Below are 15488 nucleotides of genomic sequence, written 5' to 3' on the forward strand. Positions count from 1 at the left end.
CACAGGAAAACCACTATTCCCAGCACCAGGGCGAGGCCCAGGATAGCCTTGGCAAATTCCTTTACAAACCAGAATACCATCGATTCATATAAACTCACATTTTCTCCCCTGATTTATTTTCGGGTCCACCACCACAACAGAAACGACAGAACCAGCGACACCAGCAGCCCGCTGGTGAGCGGAAAGTAGAGTCTGAAATTCTCGCGTTCAATGACAATATCTCCGGGAAGACGGCCAAAGGGCAGCTTCGACAACCAGGGCCACAATAATCCCGCCAACAACAGGAGTATGCCGCATAGGATAAGCAGACGCTGCATAAGAATCTCCGACTCGTCATTTTCTGCGAACATGTTCCAGCCAGTGTAAACCGGTTTTTCCGGAAAGATCAATTCGCTCTTCCCGGCTATATCCGGGGGCACTCTGCCTTATCCGCCAGTTCTTCCTCCCAGGGAACCTGTGAATAAATCCTTCGCAAACTGCGCTGTTAAAATGGGAATGATGGCAAGGCACCCGAAGAAGATCATAGCCTGGTCTGCCCTACCTGGAAGCGCAGCTAGTGGGATCCAGTAACGTCAGACATCGAGACGTCGGCGTCGTAATACATACTTCTTATCTTTCACCCACTTATCATGTGGGATAACCCGATCAACAGAAAAGTTCTGTAGTCGATAGAGGGGCGAATTACGATTGCTTTCTCCTGTTGTCCATCCCTTCGGTGGTATGGATCAGTTATGTGTGAAAGCGAACGGAACACGTGGGAGGCTGTCACTAGAATCGGCAGAATGACCTGCATCGTTCCTTCTTTTCTATGAGGAACGCCACGCCGGGTCTACTGGTTTATTTTTATCTTCGTTAATCGAATCTGATTGCAATCCTCAGATTTCTGTTTTCAAGGAGGATAACATGAATATTCTGGTAAAGAAGAACTCCCGTAGTTTACTGACCATAGTTACATTGGTGTTCGGCATGTCTGTTTCAGCCGGGCTCAGCGCGCAGGAGCATTCTGACAAGCGGGTAGTGAATAAAAAGTCGGAACAGGTCGAAAGCAAGCACCCCGGGGCCAAAGTTGACAAGATGACTATCGAGGTTCCCGTATTGACGTTCGTTCCAGTCCAGGTTTCAGCAGAACTCGAAAACAGAGGGTGCTGGGTGAAATTTTTTGACAAGAAGAATTTTCAAGGCGACAGCCTGTTTTTAAGCGGCCCCGCTACCTTGCCTCGACTGATAGGTCCGTTTGGCTACGATTGGGAGAACAAGGTTCGCAGTGTCAAAGTCGGTCCCAGAGCCAATCTCACCATTTTTGACAATCACAATTATCGGGACGAGGATAAGTTTCTCGATGCCGGTGCAAACGTCGCTAATCTGTCGAAGGAAATGGGTTTTTTTGACAACTTCCGTTCAATGGTACTGAATTGTATTTGATTTGCCGTCCGCTTCATTGATCTTATCGGGATAGCGGTGGTGACCGGCGGTGCAGCAGATTTCAGGGCGGGTAGAACCCGCCCCTCATCAAGAAATTTCTAGGGGCGGCAGGAATCGAGGACGATGCGTTTGAGTATATGCAGGCGCCGATGAAAGAAATGCTCTGCGCCGGGTACAACGACAATGGGTAATTCCTGCGGAGCGGCCCAATCCAGAACGGTTTTAAGCGGAACGACGTCATCCTGATCGCCGTGAATGATCAGCACGCGCGGTAGAGATTGGACATCCTGCGTATCCTGCGGAAAGGAGAGGGGAGGAGCGCTCAAGCGCTCTACTGCCGGGGCGACCAGCACCATTTGTTGCGGCTTGAGCCGTTGCGCGGCGAAAACCTGGATTGCACCGCCAAATGAAAATCCCGCCAGGCACAACGGCGGAGAAGAGTTGAAACGGGAGGCATATTCCGCTGTTACAGCTTCCGTCACCGCCACTACATCCTCGACTTCTCCCAGACCATCGTTGCCCGAATAGAGGGGACCTTCGCTCTGCTCCACACCCCGGAAGTTGAATTTGACCGTGATAAACTCGAGCTCCAGGAAGGACTTGAACAGGGTATGCACTACCTTGTTATTCATGGTTCCGCCATAGAGCGGATGAGGGTGTGCGATGACGGCAATCCCTCGGGGGGAAGGCGAGGCCGGCTCCGCCAGAACCGCTTCCAGCTTTCCCGCCGGGCCGTCGATGAACAGGTTTCTGGACAGGGTTTGGGAATTATGCGCAGTCAACGGATAGACATGAAATCGTGAATCGAAGGAGCAGTATCATACACCGAGATCAGATCCGTAACCGCTCGACCACACGGCCGTTTTTCAGGTGCTCTTCGATGATTTCATCGATATCCTCCTTGTCCACGTAGGTATACCAAACATCTTCAGGATACACGACGATGACAGGACCTTCATTGCAACGGTCCAGGCAACCTGCATTATTAATCCTTATCCTCTTGTTCTTAGAGTCCAGCTTGAGTGCCTTTACACGCTCTTTGGCATAGTCGCGCATTGCCTGGGCGCCAAAGTTATTGCAGCACAAGGTGCCGGGTTCACGCTGGTTCACGCAGAAAAATACATGCCGATGGTAGTAGCTCATGGTTTTTGTATTGAATGGATGAGCAGAAATTATAACGATTATCGCAGTTTAATTTCTGTCCACAAGCGGCTCAACAGTCGCCGCTGCTTGCGATCGAGATCGCGCAGCATTTCAAGCCGGGCAATCAGTTCCGGATCGGGAAAAATGGCCTTGTTGCTTGCAATTTCTGGCTGGATGTATTGCAAAGCATCGAGATTGGGATTGCCCGAGCCGATGAGATTGGTGAGTTCGGCGGAATTCTTTCCATCCAGCATGAAATTGATGAACTGGTGAGCAAGATCGGGGCGTTTCCCGCTTTTGTGCAGAACCATGCTATCCACTGCCAGCACTGCTCCCTCTTTGGGCGTCGAATAGCTGATCGTGAATTTCCGCCCGGTTTTCTGGGCATCGAGCGCCGCCTGGAACATGTCATTGGAATAACCGTGCGCCACCCACAGATTACCCACTGCCAGTTCCTTGATGTAGCTGGTATTGCTGAAGGCCGCCCAATAGGGTTTGGCGCGCACGATCAGAGCGGCGGCCTCCTGCCAATGCCTCTCATCCGTATCGTTCACGGAATAGCCCAGATACTTGAGCGCGGCGGCCATCAGCTCGCGCTGGCTGTCGAGCACGGTCACCCGTCCCCTGATTTTTTCCAGATATTTGGGTTCGAAGATGATTGCCCAGGTATCAGTCGGCAGACCAAGCTGCTCGATCTTCTCCTTGTTGAAACCGAGCAGAGAGAGCGTGTAGGCGTAGGGGACCGAGTATATGTTACCGGGGTCAAAGGCCGTATCGAGATAGGCAGGATTGATATTCCTGAAATTGGGCAGGAGCGATTTATCCAGCGGCCGCAGCGCTCCCTGGCGGATGAGGGTGTCGATCGCATTGCCCGTGGGAACGATAACATCATAACCGGTGGCTCCCGCCGCGAGCTTCGCCAGCATTTCCTCGTTGTCGGCATAATAATCCTGCGACAGGTCGCACTTACAGGATTTCTCGAAGCGCGCAACGGTTTCCGGCGCGATGTAGTTATTCCAGTTGAACAGGTGCAGGACATTTTTGCCGCTGTTGCCCGCATCCGGATTCGGGGGAGTACATCCCGCGGCGAACGTGAGCAGTGATGCCAGCAGAAAAAAAAGGAGTCGTGGAGGGTTCATTATTCCGCCGCTTGTTTCACCGCTTATTTCACCGTTTTGCGAGGTTTCGTGCTCTCTTCCGAGGAGGCGTTTGATTCAAGCCGGGCGGCAATGATGATCATGACCAATGTCAGCAACATCAATAATGTCGAGATGGCGTTCACTTCAGGCGTCACTGCCACTTTTATCATCGTATAAATCTGGATCGGCAGAATCGGTTCGCCTACACCCTTGGTAAAGAATGTAATGACAAAATCATCGATGGACAAGGTGAACGACATCAAGGCGCCTGCGACTACAGCCGGCATGATGAGCGGCAAGGTGACGAGGCGGAAAGTTTGCCAAGGCGATGCGCCCAGATCGCGCGCCGCTTCGAAGATGCTTTCATCCATTCCCTGCAGCCGCGCCCGCACGATGATGGCAACGAAACCAATGCAGAAGGTAGTATGCGCAATGATGATGGACACCATTCCAAGCGTGAAATTCAGGACTTGCAAAAAGAATAGCAGGATCGATACTCCAAGCAGGATTTCGGGCATTGCCACTGGAGTGAATACCAGCACCGGCAATACCCTGAGCTTGTACCGGTGTATCGCCAGGCCGGACATCGTGCCCAGCAGGGTAGCGCTGAAGCTGGCGCAAAGCGCGATGATGAGCGAGTTGCGTGCCGCCAGCAGCATTTCGGTATTGTTGAACAGCGCCTTGTACCAGAACAAGGTAAAGCCGACCCATTCAGCATTCAACCTGGAATCGTTGAACGAGTACAGCACTACGATGATCAGCGGGATATAAAGGAAGGCGTAAACCAGCACGGCCGCGGACCACAACCAGGGATTGCCGCGCTTCACGCTATATCGCCCGCTGGCCGGTTGCGGAACGGGCGAACCATGTCGTCAAGCCTGCTACGGATAGTACCGCCAGTGTCAGCATGATGGACAATGCAGAACCGAAAGGCCAGTCGCGAGTGCCCAGGAACTGATCCTTGATCAGGTTTCCGATCAGGATATCGCCTGTGCCGCCTAATATATCCGGCACGGCGAACATGCCCAGCACCGGAATGAATACCAGCGCGGATCCTGAAAATACGCCCGGCAGGGACAGCGGCCAGGTAACCCGCCAGAAGCGTTGCCAGGCATTCGCCCCCAGATCCTGTGCCGCATCCAGAAGGGAGGGATCGTGCTTCTCCAGATTGGTATAGAGAGGCAGCACCATGAAGGGCAGATGTACGTATACCATGCCCACCAATACTGCAAAAGGCGAGAATAATAACGTGACCGGGGCGATTCCGAACGCGCCGAGAAGGGTGTTGACAAAGTGGCTGAGCGCGGATTCCGGGCCGAGAATGATCATCCACGCGTAGATGCGAATGAGGAAATTGCTCGCGAACGGAAGTATCACCAACAGGACCATCAGGTTGCGCAAGTGTTTTCTGCTGCGGGCAATCAGTACTGCCAATGGATAAGCCAGGATGAGGCAGATCAGGGTCGTGCCGAACGCAACCGCGAACGATTTGAGAAAGATCTCCGTGTAGATGAAGTCGCTGAAAAAGAACTGATATGCGTCCGAGGTGAATCCATATTCGCCAATCGCTTGGTCCGAAGGCGGGATAACGGGGGCCAGTCCGCCGAATTCACCCGGAAAGCGAAACGAGGTGAGAATCATGATCAGGCTGGGTGCCACAAAGAACACTATCAGGAACAATAGGGGTGGCCCGCTCACCAGCAGCCGGGCAAGCTGCTTTTCTTTCATTTCGCCCTTAATCATTCAGGATCATTGAGAAAAATGCCCGCGTCGTGGCGCCAGGAGATTGTTACCTCGTCATCCACCTCGAAAAACTTGGCCCGGCCAGGAGCGGAATTTGGCAGTAAAGCTTCAATATAGGCACCGTTGGCGAGTTCCACAATATAAGTAGTTACGTCGCCGACATACAGGAAGTCATGCACTTTGCCGCGGAAATGGTTTTTTAGCTGCGATTCATTGGACGGGTGAGAAATTCGCACCTGCTCCGGCCGGATAGCCAGCACGCCCTTGTCACCCACCTCCATGCCCTCCCTGGCCGGCGCCGTTACCTCTCCCAGTCCTTCTATCGCGAGTTTCAAATGAGACGGAACAGCTTCCATAACTGTTGCATTCATCACGCTGATTTTGCCGATGAAATCTGCAACGAAATGATTTCTCGGCGCACTGTAGATTTTAGAGGGTTCGTCTATCTGCTCGACATTGCCCCGGTTCATCACTGCGATGCGATGCGATAGCGCCAGCGCTTCATCCTGTGCATGAGTGACAAAAATAAAAGTAATACCGATTTCTTTCTGAAGATTGATGAGCTCGATCTGCATCTCTTCACGCAACTTTGCGTCGAGTGCGCCGAGGGGTTCATCGAGCAGGAGCAGTCGTGGTCGATTCACCAACCCTCTGGCGAAAGCCACGCGCTGTTTCTGCCCACCGGAGAGCTCATGTGGAAAGCGATTGCCGAAGTTCGGCAGGTGAACCCGCTCCAACAGTTCATTCACCCTTTTTTTTATTTCCTGGGGGGCTTTCCCTGCCATTTTGAGGGGAAAGGCGATATTGTCCGCCACCGTCATATGCGGAAATAAAGCATAGGTCTGGAATACGGTATGGACAGGCCGCTTTTCCGGGGGAATACCCACCATATCCTTGCCGTCCAGCAGGATTTGACCGGAGTCCGGCAGATCGAATCCAGCTATCATCCGCAGCAGCGTTGTTTTACCGCAACCGGACGGCCCCAGCAGCGTGAAGAACTCGCCGGCTTCCACATCGATGCTGACGTTGTCGACCGCAGTGTAACCGCCGAAACGCCGCGTCACATTACGGATTTCCAGGAGCGCCATAGTCGGGACAAATCGAGGTAAAACTCAGCATTTTACCAAAATTTATGAAGCAACTGCTGCTTCCCATTCTCTTAAGGAATTTCGACGCCAAGATAAAACGACCGTTTCGCACGTCGTTAGATTTTCCCCCCTCTCCGCTTCTTCCATGGCGGCAATGGTTTCAGCATCCGGTTCGAAGAAATCCATCGGGTGAAACGGCAATTTCTTTTTGCTGCCGACACTTCTTAAAAACAGGCGTATGTCGTGGGAAACTGCAAGGCCCGTTTCCCCCAGCACCCGGCTTGCTTCCTCCTTCGTTTGCGTATCAACCCGCATATGACCTCAGTTTTCGCCATTGCAGTTTACGAAAAAGGGATTCTGTATTCGCAATTGCTCGTCTATCAGCAAATCGTGCTGCATGTCCTCAGAATATAGAATATCGCAGTTTGAGAGCAGCGCCGCCGCTGCAATCATCCCATCGTACAAGCTCAGGCCCCACCGCTCTGCAACCCGCCGCCCCCGGTCGTGTACTTCCAGCGTCAGCGGTTCGACGGGACAAATTGAGCGGATCAGGAAAAGCACATCGTTGACCTCATGCCATGGCATGGAAAGCTTGCGGCGCATGACGCTGGCCATTTCGTTAAGGACCTGTACACTGATCCTGCCGCCACCTCGCAGGACTTCTTCAGCGCGGTTTGCCTTGGCCGCACTCGGAGAGAGCAGATATAGAAGAATATTTGTGTAGATAAAGCTAGTCGCGCTCATTCGCTTCTTCCCGGTCAAACCTGAAATCGGCGGGAAGTCTGCCCCGATACTTGCGCAACCTTTCCAGAAATTCATCTGCCCCCGGTTTTTTTCTGATCTCGAATTTCCTGTCGCCGGCAACGATTACTTCAATATCGTCGCCTTCGCGCAGATCAAGAGCTTCCACTACTGAAACCGGCAGGCGGATAGCAAGGCTGTTACCCCATCTTGAAACTTGCATTGTTGCCCCTGCATGATATACGTAATATAAAGTATATCATGCAACCCCAAATTTGGTTTTCGAAAGCTATTTAATGACAAGGCGTCAGCCAAGAATACAAACAGGCCGCAACTCCAGGTCGCACTCGACCATGTTCGTGCAGGGGATATGCTCATAGTCCATTCCATGGACAGGTTGGCCCGTAACATCGAAGACATGCTCAGGCTGGTGGGGGAAATGAATAATAAGGGGGTATTGGTTCAGTTCGTTAAAGAGAATATGAGCTTTGCTGCTGGCAGCGAAGATCCTTGCTCTACGTTGATGTTTACCATGCTCAGCGCTTTCGCTCAGTTTGAGCGATCCCTGATCAAAGAGCGGCAACGGCAAGGAATAGTCCTGGCAAAGGCCGAAGGAGTCTACAAGGCAGGAAGCCCGCTCTGAATGCAGAGAGGATTGTTCAGTTGCGGGAGCAGGCAGCAGGGGGGCGAACCGGACAAAGCTGGCGAAGGAGTTCGGGATAAGCCGGGAAACCCTTTATCAATACATCCGATAGGAAGAAAGAGCAGGCTAGCTGTGAGGAGGAAGTTTCAAAATCAGAACCAAAAACCAAAGATCGGGAGAAGCTGCTTTGACAGCATGAACTCCATTACCTACATTGAAGTAATGGATTGCCCCCCGCCTTGCCGGAGAATACCATGACACTACTCAGCCATTCCTTCAAGGTTCGCCATCTTATCCTGGCCGCAGCCTTAACTACCGGCCTTGGTTTTGTCAATCCTGCAAACGCCGAAATAGTCCTCCTTGTTGACCTTAACAGCAGGACAGCAATTAGTCTGGGCACTTTGGGCGGGAACTGGAGCAATGCCTACGGCATCAACGATGCTGGGCAGGTGGCTGGATACTCTCACACGGCTGAAGGTGGTCAGCATGCCTTCATCACCGGTACTGATGGGGTGGAGATGAGAGACTTGGGCACCTTGCGGGGGGGTGAGAGCTATGCGCTCGACATCAACGATGCCGGACAGGTAGTGGGAGGCTCTGGCACTGCTGGAGGCTATGTCCATGCTTTCATCACTGGCCCGAATGGCACGGGGATGAGAGACCTGGGCACTTTAGGCGGGCGCTGGAGCTATGCTTTCGGCATCAACGATGCCAGACAGGTGGCTGGATACTCTCTCACGGCTGATAGTAATCGTCATGCCTTCATCACCGGTTATGATGGCATGGGGATGAGAGACCTGGGCACTTTGGGCGGGAGCTTGAGCGAGGCTTCCGGCATCAACGATGCCGGACAGGTGGTAGGAATGTCTGGCACAGTTGATGGTAATCTTCATGCCTTCATCACCGGCCCTGATGGGGTGGGGATGAGAGACCTGGGCACTTTGGGGGGGCGCTGGAGCTATGCCTACGGTATCAACGATGCCGGACAAGTGGTTGGAAACTCTTCCACGGCTGAAGGTAGTCTCCATGCCTTTATCACCGGTCCCGATGGGGTGGGGATGAGAGACCTAGGCACTTTATTAGGTGGGAACGGAAGCCAGGCCAACGGCATCAACGACATCGGACAGGTAGTGGGATACTCTTACACGGCTGAAGGTTATTACCATGCCTTCATCACCGGTCCTGATGGTGAAGGAATGACGGACCTCAATTCGTTGGTTGACCTCCCTCAAGGCATGGTTCTAGTCAAGGCAATGGATATCAATAACAGGGGTCAAGTCATTGCTATTGCTATTCCTACTACTATCCCGAACCTGAAGCCTATGCCTTGATGCTTGCAGGTTTGGATTAGTCGCGTTTATTGCGAACCGATTCATGCTGGAAAGCGATGGAAATGACGCCTTGTTAATTTCTATGTAGACAACGCGGAAGTGCTTCATCACTTAACATGCAAACGCTGCCCGTTGAAAGGCTCCCGGGTAGCTGGGTGGGCACTTTGGTTGTCTCAGGTCTGGGATATGGCCAGCATAGTGTCAAGATCGAGAGTGCTCCTGACTTCGTTTTCTCTGGGGGACGTAATGATTTCACATGTATGGGACTGCTGCAGTTTTGCCCGTTCCCGTTCCGGCTGCCGTTTGGTTGTGGCTTGCTGGATGTGGTCTGCTTGGTCACGGGAATGAGAAAAAGATCTGAAGGCTAAGGGCGTAGCGAAGCAATGCTCTCAAATCCACAGCCTCCGTGGTTTCCCAACATTGTGTCGTTTAAGATGTCCCTCCTGATGCCCATGAACCCACAAACTATGTGAGGTTGTTATCCGGCGATCTGCCATTCTGGACACCTTCTATTACGCCCTGACCGGGAGGTTCCCGGACTGCGATTCTTCCATTTTCAATAAGGGGTGTTCATGCTCTCGCGAGTATGCAAAAACCGCCCTTATTTTCCCAGATGCCACAGTATCACTATGATCAGTAATACGATGAAGATGGTGAGGCGCCGGGTCTCACGTTTTTTCTCCAGGATGAACTGGTCCATCTTTTCTTCCAGAGCGCTGGTACGTATTTCCGTCAGGGCATGATGCATCAGGCGGGGAAACTGGGGCATGATTACCGCCCAACTCGTGGCTTCCTTGCGCAGGCGGCGGCTGAGCCCTCTCCAGCCCAACTGCTCCGCCATCCAGTTTTCCAGGTACGGCTTGGCTGTCGTCCACAGGTCGAGATTAGGGTCGAGGTCCCGCCCCAGCCCCTCGATATTGAGCAGGGTTTTTTGCAGCATCACGAGCTGCGGCTGGATTTCGACATTGAACTGGCGCGACGTTTGAAACAGCCGCAGCAATACCCGCCCAAATGAAATCTCGCTCAAGGGCTTGTCGAAAATAGGTTCGCATACTGCCCGGATAGCGGTTTCGAAATCATTGACTCGCGTGTTTTTCGGCGCCCATCCCGCCTCCACGTGCGCTTCCGCCACACGCTTGTAGTCACGGCGGAAGAAAGCCAGGAAATTCTGCGCGAGATAATTCTTGTCTTCGTCGGTAAGGGTTCCCATTATGCCGAAGTCGACAGCGATATACCGGCCGTCCTTGCCGACAAAGATGTTTCCCGGATGCATGTCGGCATGAAAATAGCCATCGCGGAATACCTGGGTGAAAAAGATTTCCACGCCGACGCGGGCAAGTCGCGGAATATCCACGCCCTGCTCCCGCAAGGCTGTGACATGACTGATGGGCGTGCCTTTGACGCGCTGCATCACCATGACGCTCGAATAGCAGTAATCCCAGTAGACTTCCGGAACCAGAAGCAGGGGAGAATCCAGGAAATTGCGCCGCAACTGGCTGCAATTGGAGGCTTCGCGCATGAGATCCAGTTCGTCATCGAGATGACGGGCGAATTCAGTCACAACTTCCCGTACCTTGAGCCGCTTGGCATCCGGCCAGACTATTTCGAGCAAAAGAGCGCCTGTGTCCATCAGCGCGATATCATGGGCGATCACAGGCGCGATGCCGGGACGCAGCACCTTGACTGCGACTTCCGTACCATCATGCAGCACTGCCAGATGAACCTGGGCAATGGACGCGCTTGCTACCGGCTCCACATCGAACAGCAGAAAAACTTCGTTGACGGGTTTTCCGTAGACCTCTTCCAGTGTCTTGAGGGCAATGCTGGAGGGAAATGGTGGAACCTGATCCTGTAGTTTCGCCAGTTCGTCGGCGATATCGGGCGGCAGAAGATCCCGCCGGGTAGAGAGCATCTGGCCGAACTTGACGAAGATGGGACCCAGAGCCTCCAGGGCGAGGCGGAGACGTTCGCCCCGCGCACGATCCAGTTTACGCCAGAACGTTGCCGTTCTGACGACAGGCCGCAGTAGGCGCAGACGTTCGTGGCTCAGGAAGAATTCGTCGAGGCCGAAACGGAATGAGACGGCGAGTATTTTGAGAAGACGGAAGAAACGCATTTATTCTATTCTGCTACCCCGATTCGCTCAGGGATTTGCCCAGATATTCCTTCTTCTCAGTTCACTTATAAGGACTTGTTTATGAGGCCTTCCACGCGCAGTTCCAGTCTTGACACCTGGTCCTGCAATCCGCTCACTTCATTGGCGAACGTACGCATGTCGGTTGGCTTGGCAAGTACCGGCTGCTCTTCGGTGAGGTACTCCGTCAAAGCCCGAGACAAATTATTAAGGGTTTCGTTATGCCAGTGGGCCAGGTTTTCCCCCGCCCGGACCACCCGGTGAGCGAGGATGTCTCCCATCACATCGCTTAAATCCTGCTCCACGTCCCAGCGCAGATTCTGTCCGATCTCGAGGATTTCCTGGCCGAACACGCTATCCCCGGAAATCCGGATTTCACGGTATGCGGCTTCGTCGCGAACGAGCAGGCGCGGCAGCAATGCCGGCATGATGGTCAGGATGGCGTCGTTGCCAGCGACGGTGGATGCCGCCGCCACCTCGCCGGTAGGCTGGATGATGACGGCAAGATCAAAAAAAGGTGGAACGCGAAAACGGGCAGTCTTCCCGGCGCATGGCTGCAGACGTTTGCGCGCCCAGCTTTCTCCACGCAGCATATGGTTGAGCGGAACTATCGCCACCGATGCCAGCATGGAATCCGGTCTCTAGGAGACTTGTTGAATTCCAGCGAGCAGCCAGACAGCATCGGGATCTTTGAGATCCTTCTGCACATGCCAGATTTCATCGAACGCTTCCGGCGTTGACTGGGGCGATTCGCGCAATTGGCCATTGAAGCGGACGCTGGCAATTGCCATGTCTTTTTCCGTGACCACTTCAAGCAGCTGCGCATTGATCGCCAGCACGTCGGTTCGCTGGGGCTCGTTACCGCGCTCGTTGATCTGCATGCTGATCTCCGCATACATTTCGGGGGTAGTATATTCCCGGATATCGTTCAGGTCGCGCGCATCATTTGCTGCCTGCAAGCGTATGAATGAAGTCTTCGCGTTACGCAGGAAAGGTTCCACCTGAAAATCAGCGGGAATATTGCCTGTGCCGGAAACCGGGGCCACTGCGCTCGCTCTCGGGGTCGTCTCTGGTGCGGAGCCCGTTGCGGCTGTTGCTCCGGGTGTGACGCCGTGATCGGTTGAGGTTCCCTGCATGCCCGAATACTGCATCGGGCGGGCCGAGTGTTCCTGTCTCGGTTTGCGCAGCATGCGCATGACAAAGAAGATCCCGCCGATCAACGCTGCCAGCATCAGCACGTCCATCATATTGATCCCTTCGAATGCGCCGCCCATGAAAAGCGCAGCCAGTAACCCTCCCGCAGCCAGACCCGCCAAGGGTCCCAACCACTTATTGCCGCCTGGACGCGTGGCTGCTCCAGGCGCGGCGTTAGGTGCCGTTCCGGGTTGAGGCGCTGCCTGCTGCTGGCTCATGGATTCCCGTTGCTTGCCGATACTTTGACCGCCCCCGAAGCGTTTCGCCTCGGCATCGAAGGCCGCCAATCCGAAGCTGAAAACGGCCAGGGTCAACAGAGTCAATATTTTCTTCATGAAAGTCTCCCGGGATACGGTTAAAGTAAGGAGTATAGCACCATCAATTCAAGGAAATGTCGGCTAAAATCAGAATTGCTCACACCTTTGAGGATCCTGTCGGGGATAAACGATCGATGGAGGAAAAACGGAAAAGTTCGGCGAGCAGCCGGCTATAGCAGCGGCCACGGCCGTCCGGCAGCAGGGGTGGCAAAACATCTGTCATATGAGGGGTGACGTACAGACGCAGCCGAAGATCCTGTCTCTAATCGCCAGTTTGGCCCCTGCATGGGGATCGGGATTTTCCGCTGCGCTGCTGGCAGCAGTATAAGGAACGGAGTAAAGGGTGCTCGCTGACGAGACCGAAGGAGCGAAGGGCTAAAGGATCGCAGGAAACTGGAAAAATCGTTCGGTTTATCCCCGTTCGGCTATCGCAACATCTTTCGAGCGAATATCTTTTATCTTTTAGCCGGATTTCAAGTAACCGTGTTCGATAAGTGCTATTGCGAGGAACATACGTGGAGAAAATTCGACGCATACTCATCTCCACCGATTTCTCCCCGCGCGGCGAGCGCGCCGTGCAGCGCGCCGCGCTGCTGGCGTCAGAGCATGCAGCCGAACTGTATCTGTTGCATGTCCTTCCGGCGTTGCCGCTCGAAGTATTCAAGCATCTGATAGCCGAAACGCCGCTGGAAACAGAACAGAGGCTCTACAACCGGGCAAAGATAGCACTGCAGAACAGGGCGGATATGTTGGCGTTGAGAGGCATACGGGTAAAGCATCACGTTGCCATCGGCAGGGCGCACCTCGAGATTAACCGATATGCCCAGTCCCATCATGCCGATCTCATTGTGATCGGGGATCAGGGGGAAAGCTTTGCATGCGAATTCTTTCTAGGGACGACCGCATCGAAAACGCTTCGCACGGGCCATCATCCCTTGCTGATCGTCAAGCAGGAGCCCAGGGATGAGTACAAGCATGTGCTGGTACCCGTCGATTTTTCCAAAAACTCCCTGAATGCGCTGGAGATGGCATTGAAAGCAGTGATGGATGCATCCATTCACGTCTTGCATGTGGTGGAAATGCCGCTGGGGCAGAAAATGAAGCAGGCAGGGTACGATGCAGGTCAGGTCGACCACTACCACGAAGAAATGTTGATCCATGCCCGAGAAGGCATGGAGAAGATAGTGAGCGATTATGCGCACGGGGACAGACGCGTTGTATCCATTATCGAATACGGCCATGCGCCGGATGTGATCCGCGAGAAAGCGCAGGCACTCGATATTGATCTCATCGTGATAGGCAAGCGTGGGCAGACAGAACTGGATGAAGCGCTATTCGGGTCAGCCACAAAGCATGTCCTTTATGAAACCCCTTGCGATGTGCTCGTAGTCAACCCGTAATATGATGCCTTAATATGATTTTGTAATTCTCAAGCCCTGATGGAGCGCTGGATCTTTATGCGTTCCGCTCAAGCCCTTGCCATGAAAATTTTGACGGTCAACACAGGCAGCTCATCGGTACGCCTGGCAGCATTCCTTCACCATCAGGAAAAGCTGACGGAGCTTGTGAGTGTCAGGGAAGATTCCGGTGGTGAGCCGGAAGATATCCTCCAGGAATTCGTGCAGGTCCACAAACTTGGCAAGGTGAATGTCGTGGCGCATCGCGTCGTGCATGGAGGCATGCGTCTTACTTCCCCTTGCGTGATCGATCGCGACGTGGAGAGGGAAATCGAATGTCTTGCGCCGCTTGCGCCCTTGCATAACCCCGTCGCACTGGAGTGGATACGTGCCGCCAAGGAAGTATTCGGTATTCATATGCCGCAAGTTGCAGTATTCGACACCGCATTTTTTACCCATCTGCCGACAGTTGCGCAAACTTACGCAATTCCGCATGAGCTGACCGGAAAGTACGCATTGCGGCGGTACGGTTTTCACGGACTGGCGCACCAGGCTATGTGGCAGGCTTGGCGCGATCAACATCCGGACTTTGTGCAAAATGGAAAAATCATTTCGATGCAGTTCGGAGCAGGTTGCTCGATCACGGCGACAGAGAAAGGATTGCCTCGCGATACTTCCATGGGATTCTCGCCTCTGGAGGGATTGATGATGGCGACGCGCTCGGGCGACCTGGACCCCGGTCTGATGACGTTTTTGCAGCGGCAGGAGAGCTTGGCGCCGGAGCAGATGGATCGGCTGCTGAATGAGCAGTCCGGTTTATCGGGAGTGTCGGGAATCAGCGCCGATATCCGGGAACTGCTGAAGTCGAAAGACGAATACGCTGGGCTGGCGGTCGAGCTGTACTGTTACCGGGCGCGTAAATATCTGGGCGCTTATCTTGCCGTGCTGGGCGGGGCAAATGCAGTGATTTTTGGCGGGGGCGTGGGGGAGAACGTTCCAGTCGTGCGGGAAAAGATTCTGGCAGGAATGGAATGGTGCGGAATCCATCTCGACGCGAAAAAGAACAGCGATGCGAGCGGGATGTCATGCATCAGTAGCGAAGCGAGTCGGGTCGAAGTGTGGGTGGCTCCCGTGAATGAGGCGACAATCCTCGCGCAGGAAGCAGAGGCAGTTATTTCCAGTCGTGGCTAGCCTTT

The 15488-nt window shown here is 53.7% G+C and carries 19 protein-coding genes; 6 read left to right on the forward strand and 13 right to left on the reverse strand.

The window, feature by feature from the left end:
* Nucleotides 1-113: 113 nt before the first annotated feature.
* Nucleotides 114-419 carry a DUF2905 domain-containing protein gene (locus NMUL_RS05140; RefSeq protein WP_011380323.1) on the reverse strand — a complete coding sequence of 102 codons (306 nt, stop codon included), beginning with the start codon at nucleotides 417-419 and terminating at the stop codon, nucleotides 114-116.
* Nucleotides 420-903: 484 nt separating this feature from the next.
* On the opposite strand from NMUL_RS05140, the gene NMUL_RS05145 reads away from it, so the two are divergent.
* On the forward strand, nucleotides 904-1422 hold the full coding sequence (locus NMUL_RS05145; RefSeq protein WP_011380324.1) for a beta/gamma crystallin domain-containing protein: 519 nt from the start codon (nucleotides 904-906) through the stop codon (nucleotides 1420-1422).
* Nucleotides 1423-1520: 98 nt separating this feature from the next.
* On the opposite strand, the gene NMUL_RS05150 is transcribed toward NMUL_RS05145, so the two are convergent.
* From NMUL_RS05150 to NMUL_RS05190, 9 genes are read right to left on the reverse strand one after another with little or no spacing between them, the layout of a single operon-like run.
* On the reverse strand, nucleotides 1521-2204 hold the full coding sequence (locus NMUL_RS05150) for an alpha/beta hydrolase family protein (protein WP_011380325.1): 684 nt from the start codon (nucleotides 2202-2204) through the stop codon (nucleotides 1521-1523).
* A gap of 49 nt (nucleotides 2205-2253) precedes the next feature.
* A complete protein-coding gene (locus tag NMUL_RS05155) occupies nucleotides 2254-2565 on the reverse strand; it encodes a (2Fe-2S) ferredoxin domain-containing protein (protein WP_011380326.1) in 312 nt (103 codons plus the stop codon).
* A 38-nt stretch (nucleotides 2566-2603) separates the two neighbouring features.
* Nucleotides 2604-3704, reverse strand: coding sequence for an ABC transporter substrate-binding protein (locus NMUL_RS05160; RefSeq protein ID WP_011380327.1), 1101 nt, complete (start codon nucleotides 3702-3704; stop codon nucleotides 2604-2606).
* A gap of 23 nt (nucleotides 3705-3727) precedes the next feature.
* Complete coding sequence (locus tag NMUL_RS05165) at nucleotides 3728-4531, reverse strand: ABC transporter permease (protein WP_011380328.1); 804 nt, start codon at nucleotides 4529-4531, stop codon at nucleotides 3728-3730.
* A 1-nt stretch (nucleotide 4532) separates the two neighbouring features.
* The gene (locus NMUL_RS05170; protein ID WP_238529872.1) at nucleotides 4533-5447 is read right to left on the reverse strand and encodes an ABC transporter permease; all 915 of its coding nucleotides are present in this window, start codon (nucleotides 5445-5447) and stop codon (nucleotides 4533-4535) included.
* Nucleotides 5444-6535, reverse strand: a complete 1092-nt coding sequence (locus tag NMUL_RS05175; protein WP_011380330.1) for an ABC transporter ATP-binding protein — start codon at nucleotides 6533-6535, stop codon at nucleotides 5444-5446. The genes NMUL_RS05170 and NMUL_RS05175 overlap by 4 nt, the downstream gene beginning before the upstream one ends.
* Nucleotides 6536-6577: 42 nt before the next feature.
* Complete coding sequence (locus tag NMUL_RS05180; protein ID WP_011380331.1) at nucleotides 6578-6850, reverse strand: type II toxin-antitoxin system RelB/DinJ family antitoxin; 273 nt, start codon at nucleotides 6848-6850, stop codon at nucleotides 6578-6580.
* Nucleotides 6851-6856: 6 nt separating this feature from the next.
* On the reverse strand, nucleotides 6857-7279 hold the full coding sequence (locus tag NMUL_RS05185; RefSeq protein WP_011380332.1) for a PIN domain-containing protein: 423 nt from the start codon (nucleotides 7277-7279) through the stop codon (nucleotides 6857-6859).
* Nucleotides 7266-7499 (reverse strand): AbrB/MazE/SpoVT family DNA-binding domain-containing protein, encoded by a 234-nt coding sequence (locus tag NMUL_RS05190; RefSeq protein ID WP_011380333.1) that lies wholly within the window; start codon nucleotides 7497-7499, stop codon nucleotides 7266-7268. The genes NMUL_RS05185 and NMUL_RS05190 overlap by 14 nt, the downstream gene beginning before the upstream one ends.
* 33 nt (nucleotides 7500-7532) lie before the next feature.
* Between NMUL_RS05190 and NMUL_RS15270 the strand changes: the two genes are divergently transcribed.
* The 3 genes from NMUL_RS15270 (at nucleotide 7533) to NMUL_RS05200 (ending at nucleotide 9250) form a co-directional block, all read left to right on the forward strand.
* On the forward strand, nucleotides 7533-7919 hold the full coding sequence (locus NMUL_RS15270; protein WP_202944853.1) for a recombinase family protein: 387 nt from the start codon (nucleotides 7533-7535) through the stop codon (nucleotides 7917-7919).
* Nucleotides 7920-7977: 58 nt separating this feature from the next.
* Nucleotides 7978-8031: a helix-turn-helix domain-containing protein gene (locus NMUL_RS16585; RefSeq protein ID WP_202944854.1), complete on the forward strand. Its 54-nt coding sequence runs from the start codon at nucleotides 7978-7980 to the stop codon at nucleotides 8029-8031.
* Nucleotides 8032-8173: 142 nt separating this feature from the next.
* The gene (locus tag NMUL_RS05200; RefSeq protein ID WP_011380335.1) at nucleotides 8174-9250 is read left to right on the forward strand and encodes a hypothetical protein; all 1077 of its coding nucleotides are present in this window, start codon (nucleotides 8174-8176) and stop codon (nucleotides 9248-9250) included.
* A gap of 601 nt (nucleotides 9251-9851) precedes the next feature.
* On the opposite strand, the gene ubiB is transcribed toward NMUL_RS05200, so the two are convergent.
* The 3 genes from ubiB to NMUL_RS05215 form a co-directional block, all read right to left on the reverse strand.
* Nucleotides 9852-11366 (reverse strand): ubiquinone biosynthesis regulatory protein kinase UbiB, encoded by a 1515-nt coding sequence (gene ubiB, locus NMUL_RS05205; RefSeq protein WP_011380336.1) that lies wholly within the window; start codon nucleotides 11364-11366, stop codon nucleotides 9852-9854.
* Between the two features lie 65 nt (nucleotides 11367-11431).
* Nucleotides 11432-12013: a ubiquinone biosynthesis accessory factor UbiJ gene (locus NMUL_RS05210; RefSeq protein WP_011380337.1), complete on the reverse strand. Its 582-nt coding sequence runs from the start codon at nucleotides 12011-12013 to the stop codon at nucleotides 11432-11434.
* Between the two features lie 12 nt (nucleotides 12014-12025).
* The gene (locus tag NMUL_RS05215; RefSeq protein ID WP_011380338.1) at nucleotides 12026-12913 is read right to left on the reverse strand and encodes a Tim44 domain-containing protein; all 888 of its coding nucleotides are present in this window, start codon (nucleotides 12911-12913) and stop codon (nucleotides 12026-12028) included.
* 497 nt (nucleotides 12914-13410) lie between these two features.
* Here NMUL_RS05215 and NMUL_RS05220 point away from each other — a divergent pair, with 497 nt between their 5' ends.
* Entirely contained in the window at nucleotides 13411-14295 is an 885-nt protein-coding gene (locus tag NMUL_RS05220; protein WP_011380339.1) for a universal stress protein, read from the forward strand.
* 57 nt (nucleotides 14296-14352) lie between these two features.
* A complete protein-coding gene (locus tag NMUL_RS05225) occupies nucleotides 14353-15483 on the forward strand; it encodes an acetate/propionate family kinase (RefSeq protein WP_011380340.1) in 1131 nt (376 codons plus the stop codon).
* Nucleotides 15484-15488 lie beyond the last annotated feature (5 nt).

This window comes from Nitrosospira multiformis ATCC 25196 (genome assembly GCF_000196355.1).
In the GTDB taxonomy this organism is placed as follows: domain Bacteria; phylum Pseudomonadota; class Gammaproteobacteria; order Burkholderiales; family Nitrosomonadaceae; genus Nitrosospira; species Nitrosospira multiformis.